Annotated in this window: 5 protein-coding genes; all 5 read left to right on the top strand. The window is 71.4% G+C overall.

The genetic code is table 11. The annotated features are described in order from the left end of the window. Positions 1-254: 254 nt before the first annotated feature. The 5 genes from J0670_RS30115 to mscL all read left to right on the top strand — a co-directional run bounded on the left by J0670_RS30115 (position 255) and on the right by mscL (position 4881). Positions 255-1739 carry a potassium/proton antiporter gene (locus J0670_RS30115; protein WP_207814868.1) on the top strand — a complete coding sequence of 495 codons (1485 nt, stop codon included), beginning with the start codon at positions 255-257 and terminating at the stop codon, positions 1737-1739. 373 nt (positions 1740-2112) lie between these two features. Beyond that, on the top strand, positions 2113-3444 hold the full coding sequence (locus J0670_RS30110) for an MFS transporter (protein ID WP_243437727.1): 1332 nt from the start codon (positions 2113-2115) through the stop codon (positions 3442-3444). Positions 3445-3557: 113 nt separating this feature from the next. Continuing rightward, positions 3558-3878: an FmdB family zinc ribbon protein gene (locus J0670_RS30105; RefSeq protein WP_207814867.1), complete on the top strand. Its 321-nt coding sequence runs from the start codon at positions 3558-3560 to the stop codon at positions 3876-3878. 283 nt (positions 3879-4161) lie between these two features. Then, on the top strand, positions 4162-4434 hold the full coding sequence (locus J0670_RS30100; protein WP_207814866.1) for a hypothetical protein: 273 nt from the start codon (positions 4162-4164) through the stop codon (positions 4432-4434). A 30-nt stretch (positions 4435-4464) separates the two neighbouring features. Then, positions 4465-4881, top strand: coding sequence for a large conductance mechanosensitive channel protein MscL (gene mscL / locus J0670_RS30095; RefSeq protein ID WP_207814865.1), 417 nt, complete (start codon positions 4465-4467; stop codon positions 4879-4881). Positions 4882-4909 lie beyond the last annotated feature (28 nt).

The following is a 4909-nucleotide window of genomic DNA, read 5'->3' as shown; positions in this document are numbered from 1 at the left end:
ATCACGGGAGGTCAACACGGGGCCCGGGAGAGGGTGGTGAGCGCTTGTGGACGGCGGTGAACGGATGCAGGAGACAACGAAACTAAAGATATGGCAAAATGTTAGACTGAGTAACGATCCGCAAGGGGAGCATTGACGAGTTCTTAACGGGCCTTCTCACGGGCCTTCTCACGGGTCTCCTCAACGGCTCCGATCGGACTCACCAGCACCACCTGACACCCCGCCCGCCCCATGCCTGCCCGAGGTGCCACTGCGTGAACGTCTCCCACCTGAACCAGCTCCTCCTCGAAGCCTCCGCGATCCTGCTGTTCGCGGTGATCGCCGTCCGGTTCTCAACCCGATCAGGGCTGCCCAGCCTGCTGATCTACCTCGGGATCGGCGTCGCGCTGGGCCAGAACGGGATCGGCGTCACGTTCAACAACGCCGAGATGACCCAGGTGCTCGGCTACGCCGCGCTCGTGGTGATCCTGGCCGAGGGCGGCCTCAAGACCAGCTGGCGCGAGGTCAAGCCGGTGATGCCGGCCGCCACCGCGCTGGCCACCGTGGGCGTCGCGATCAGCGTGTTCGTCACCGCGGCCGGCGCGCACTGGCTGGTCGGGCTCGACTGGCGGACGTCACTGCTGCTCGGCGCGATCGTCTCCTCCACCGACGCCGCGGCCGTCTTCTCGGTGCTGCGGATGGTCCCGCTGCCGCACCGGCTCACCGGTCTGCTGGAGGCCGAGTCCGGCTTCAACGACGCGCCCGTGGTCATCCTGGTCGTCGCCTTCGCGAGCACCGGGGAGCTGGACAGCTGGTACGTGCTGATCGGCACCATCCTGGCCGAGCTGGCGATCGGCGCCGCGATCGGCCTCACCGTCGGCAAGCTCGGCGCGTACGGGATCAAGCACGTCGCGCTGCCCTCCTCGGGCCTGTACCCGATCGCCGTGATGGCGCTCACCGTGCTCGCATACGCCGGCGGCTCGCTGCTGCACGGCTCCGGCTTCCTCGCCGTCTACATCAGCGCGGTGATCCTCGGGAACTCCAAGCTGCCGCACGGACCGGCCGTACGCGGCTTCGCCGACGGCCTGGCCTGGATCGGGCAGATCGGCATGTTCGTGCTGCTCGGCCTGCTCTGCACGCCCGCCTCCATGGGCGACGCGGTGGTGCCCGCGCTGGTGATCGGCGGGGTGCTGGTCTTCCTGGCCCGGCCGCTGTCGGTGGTGTTCTCGCTGACCCCGTTCAAGGTGCCGGCCCGCGAGCAGGCGCTGCTGAGCTGGGCCGGACTGCGCGGGGCGGTGCCCATCGTGCTGGCCACCATCCCGGTGGTGACCGGCGCGCACAAGGCCGAGGACGTGTTCAACATCGTCTTCATCCTGGTCGTCGTCTTCACCCTGCTCCAGGGCCCGACCCTGCCCTGGGTGGCCAAGCGGCTGCGGATCGGCGACGGCGCGATGGGCCAGGACCTCGACATCGAGTCCGCGCCGCTGGAGAAGCTGCACGGGCACCTGCTGTCGATCGCGCTCTCGCCGACCTCGAAGATGTCCGGCGTGGAGATCAGCGAGCTGCGGCTGCCCAAGGGGGCGGCGGTCACCCTGGTCGTGCGCGAGGGCAACTCCTTCGTGCCGGACAAGGCGACGATGCTGCGCGGCGGGGACGAGCTGCTGGTGGTCACCACGGACGAGGTCGGCGAGGCGGCGGAGCGGCGGCTGCGGGCCGTGGACAAGGGCGGCAAGCTGGCGGGGTGGCTGAACGGGCGGTGAGCCCGGGGCGTCGCGGGCCGGCCCCCGGTGGGTCGGCCTGGCCCGTCGGGCCTGTCGGGCATGGGTGGCCTGGGTGGCCTGGGTGGCCTGGCGTCGTCTACGCGCGTAACTGTATGCTGGTTCGACCACGCCGTATAACCACCGCTAGATCACCCCAGCATCTGCCTGACGCAGAGTTGGCGCGACCGCTCGGCGGCCGCGGTCAGGCCCCCGGCCCAGCAGCCGGACCGACCCGGTATCTACCCCGGTCGACGCGCGAGAGGACGACTCTCGGCGCCGTCGGGGCCACCCCATGCCCTGCCGCGCTACCAGGCAGCAGGAAGGACCGACCGTGACGGCCCGCCGAACGGTCGACAGCGCCGCGCAGACCACCATGGTCGCCACCGCGGACGACACCACCCCCGTGGCCATCGCCGCGGACGACATCACCGCACCGCCCGCCCGGGTCGGGTACGGCGAACTGCTGCGCACGCCCGGCGCCTGGAGGTTCCTGGCCCCCGCCCTCGTCGCGCGGCTGCCGTACGCGATGCTCAGCATGGGCATCCTGCTGCTGGTCACCCAGACCCACGGCTCGTACGGCACCGCCGGCACGGTCACCGCGGTCGCCGCCGTCGCCCAGGCCCTGATCGGCCCGCAGACCGGGCGGCTCGCCGACCGGTTCGGCCAGGCCGCCGTGCTGGTGCCGACCGTCCTGGTGCACGCGGTCTCGGTCGGCGTGCTGACCGCGCTGGCGCTCGGCCACGCGCCGGCCTGGAGCCTGTACCTGGCCGCCGTCCCGGCCGGGGCGAGCGTGCCGCAGGTCGGCGCGATGGTGCGGGCCCGCTGGGTGGCGAGGTTCACCGCGGACGGCGCCTCCCCCTCGACCGCGGCCCGGGTGAGCACGGCGTTCGCCTTCGAGTCCGTGACGGACGAGTTCACCTTCGTGATCGGCCCGATCCTGGCCGCCAACATCGCCGCCTTCGCCAACCCGGCGACCGCGCTGATCGCCGAGGCCTCGCTGACCCTCGTCGGCGGCCTCGCCTTCGCCTCCCAGCGGCGCACCGCCCCCGCCCGGATCACCCCGCAGCCCGGCACCCGGCGCGCCTCGGCGCTCGCCTCGCCCGGCGTCCGGCTGCTGGCCGGGGCCTTCCTCGGGGTCGGCGCGGTGTTCGGCGGCATGCAGGTCTCGGTGAACGCCTTCGCCGACTCGGTCGGGCAGCACGACGCCGGCGGCACCGTGTACGGGATCTTCGCCGGCGGCTCGATGCTGGCCGGTGTGCTGTACGGCGTGATCGCCTGGCGGCGGCCGGTCCGGGACCGGATGCTGATGAGCTACGCGCTGCTGGTCCTGGGCTGCTCGACGCTGTGGGCGATGCCCAACCTGGTCGCCCTCACCGTCGCCGGGCTGGTCTGCGGCCTGGCCATCGCGCCGACCCTGATCAGCGGCTACACCCTGGTCGAGACGCTGGTCGCCGACGGCGCCAAGACGGAGGCCTTCACCTGGCTGACCGGCGCCATCGGGCTGGGGCTGGCGGTCGGCTCGATGGCGGCCGGGAAGCTGATCGACGGGCACGGGCCGTCGGTCGGGTTCCTGGTGCCGGTGGTCGGCGCCGGGCTGGGGCTGCTCGCGCTGGCGTCGATGCGGCACCTGCTGGCGCCTCCGGCCGAGGGCCCGGCCGCCCTTCACGGTGGCACGGCACGGCTGGTCGGCGCGGTCGAGGGCTGAGCGGGGCCGGTACCGGCTCATCTCACACCGGAGTCGCTGGACTGATCCAGCGGAATACCGCATCATTGACCATCGTTAGCACTCATCAGGCGAGAGTGCCAGGAGGAAGACAAGTGCCCACGTACCAGTACCAGTGCACCGAGTGCGGCAACGGCCTGGAGGCGGTGCAGAAGTTCACCGACGAGGCGCTGACCACGTGCCCCGACTGCCAGGGACGGCTCCGCAAGGTCTTCTCGGCCGTGGGCGTCGTGTTCAAGGGCTCGGGCTTCTACCGGACCGACAGCCGTTCGTCCTCCAGCAGCTCGGTGGGCGCCGGTTCGTCCTCCGCCTCGTCGACGTCCTCGACGTCGTCCTCCGGCTCGGCGTCGTCCTCGGGCTCGTCCGGTTCGACCGGCTCGTCGGCCTCGTCCAGCCCGGCTCCGGCCGCGAGCTGACCTCGGCGCCGCAACGGCGTCCGGGAGCTTTCCGAAGCTTCGCGAAAGGCCCGTCGGCCCCGCTTCATGCGGGGCCGACGGGCCTTTCGCCGTGTCGGAGGGCGCTATTCGTCAATGCGCCGGGGTCCGGTTCATTCGCGCGGGTGTACGAAGTTATCCACAGGGCGGGGTTTTCCACAGGCTGGGGAAAGGGGCTTTCCGGCGGCGCCCGCGGGGCGGATCGTGTGGGTCACCAGAGACCGACCGAGAACCACCGCAACCCACCGAGACCGGAGGCACCCCGATGACGACCATGAGCCTGTCCCTCCCCCTGCCCGCACCCAGCGTCCCGCCCCGGCGGGAGGTGCCGAGCTTCCCGCCCATCCGGCGCGGTTGCGGCGGGTGGCACCGCTGGCGCCGGGCGGCCCGGCGGCGGGCCGGGGTGCCCGCGCTGGTGCTGCTCGCCGTGGCAGCGGCGCTCGCGCTCGGGCCCGCACGGGCCGGGCTGCCGCCGTCCTCGGGTGGCGCGGTGGGCCGTACGGGTTGTCAATCCGGAATTCCGGAAGATCACCCGTAACCCGGAAACGACTCCGTCGTTCGAGGCGGCATGAAAGGCTTCAAGGAATTCCTGCTGCGTGGAAATGTCATCGACCTCGCCGTCGCCGTCGTCATCGGCGCGGCCTTCACCAACATCGTCAACGCCTTCGTCAAGGGCGTGATCAATCCGATCGTCGGCGTGTTCGGGACGAAGGACCTGGCGTCCTACAGTTCCTGCCTCAAGGGGCCCTGCGAGGTGAGCGCCACGGGCGAGGTCACGTCCGGGATCCTCATCCTGTGGGGGACGGTGCTCAGCGCCGCGCTCCAGTTCCTGATCACCGCTGCCGTCGTCTACTTCGTCCTGATCATGCCGATGACCAAGCTGGCGGCCAGGCGCAAGAGCGCCGCCGAGGAGGAGGCGGAGGCCGAAGCCCAGGAGGTCCAACTGCTGACCGAGATCCGCGACGCGCTGGTCGCGGCGCGTTAGTCCCCGTAGTCCGTTAGTCCCCGTGGTG

This window comes from Streptomyces sp. FH025 (assembly GCF_017427025.1).
In the GTDB taxonomy this organism is placed as follows: Bacteria; Actinomycetota; Actinomycetes; order Streptomycetales; family Streptomycetaceae; genus Kitasatospora.
The sequence above is the reverse complement of the archived record's forward strand: the minus strand, read 5'-3'. Positions and strand labels throughout refer to the sequence as shown.

Coding starts and splice junctions, on each gene's coding strand:
- J0670_RS30110 (WP_243437727.1), top strand. CDS start 2,113: ATGGTCGCCACCGCGGACGACACCACCCCCGTGGCCATCGCCGCGGAC.
- J0670_RS30100 (WP_207814866.1), top strand. CDS start 4,162: ATGACGACCATGAGCCTGTCCCTCCCCCTGCCCGCACCCAGCGTCCCG.
- mscL (WP_207814865.1), top strand. CDS start 4,465: ATGAAAGGCTTCAAGGAATTCCTGCTGCGTGGAAATGTCATCGACCTC.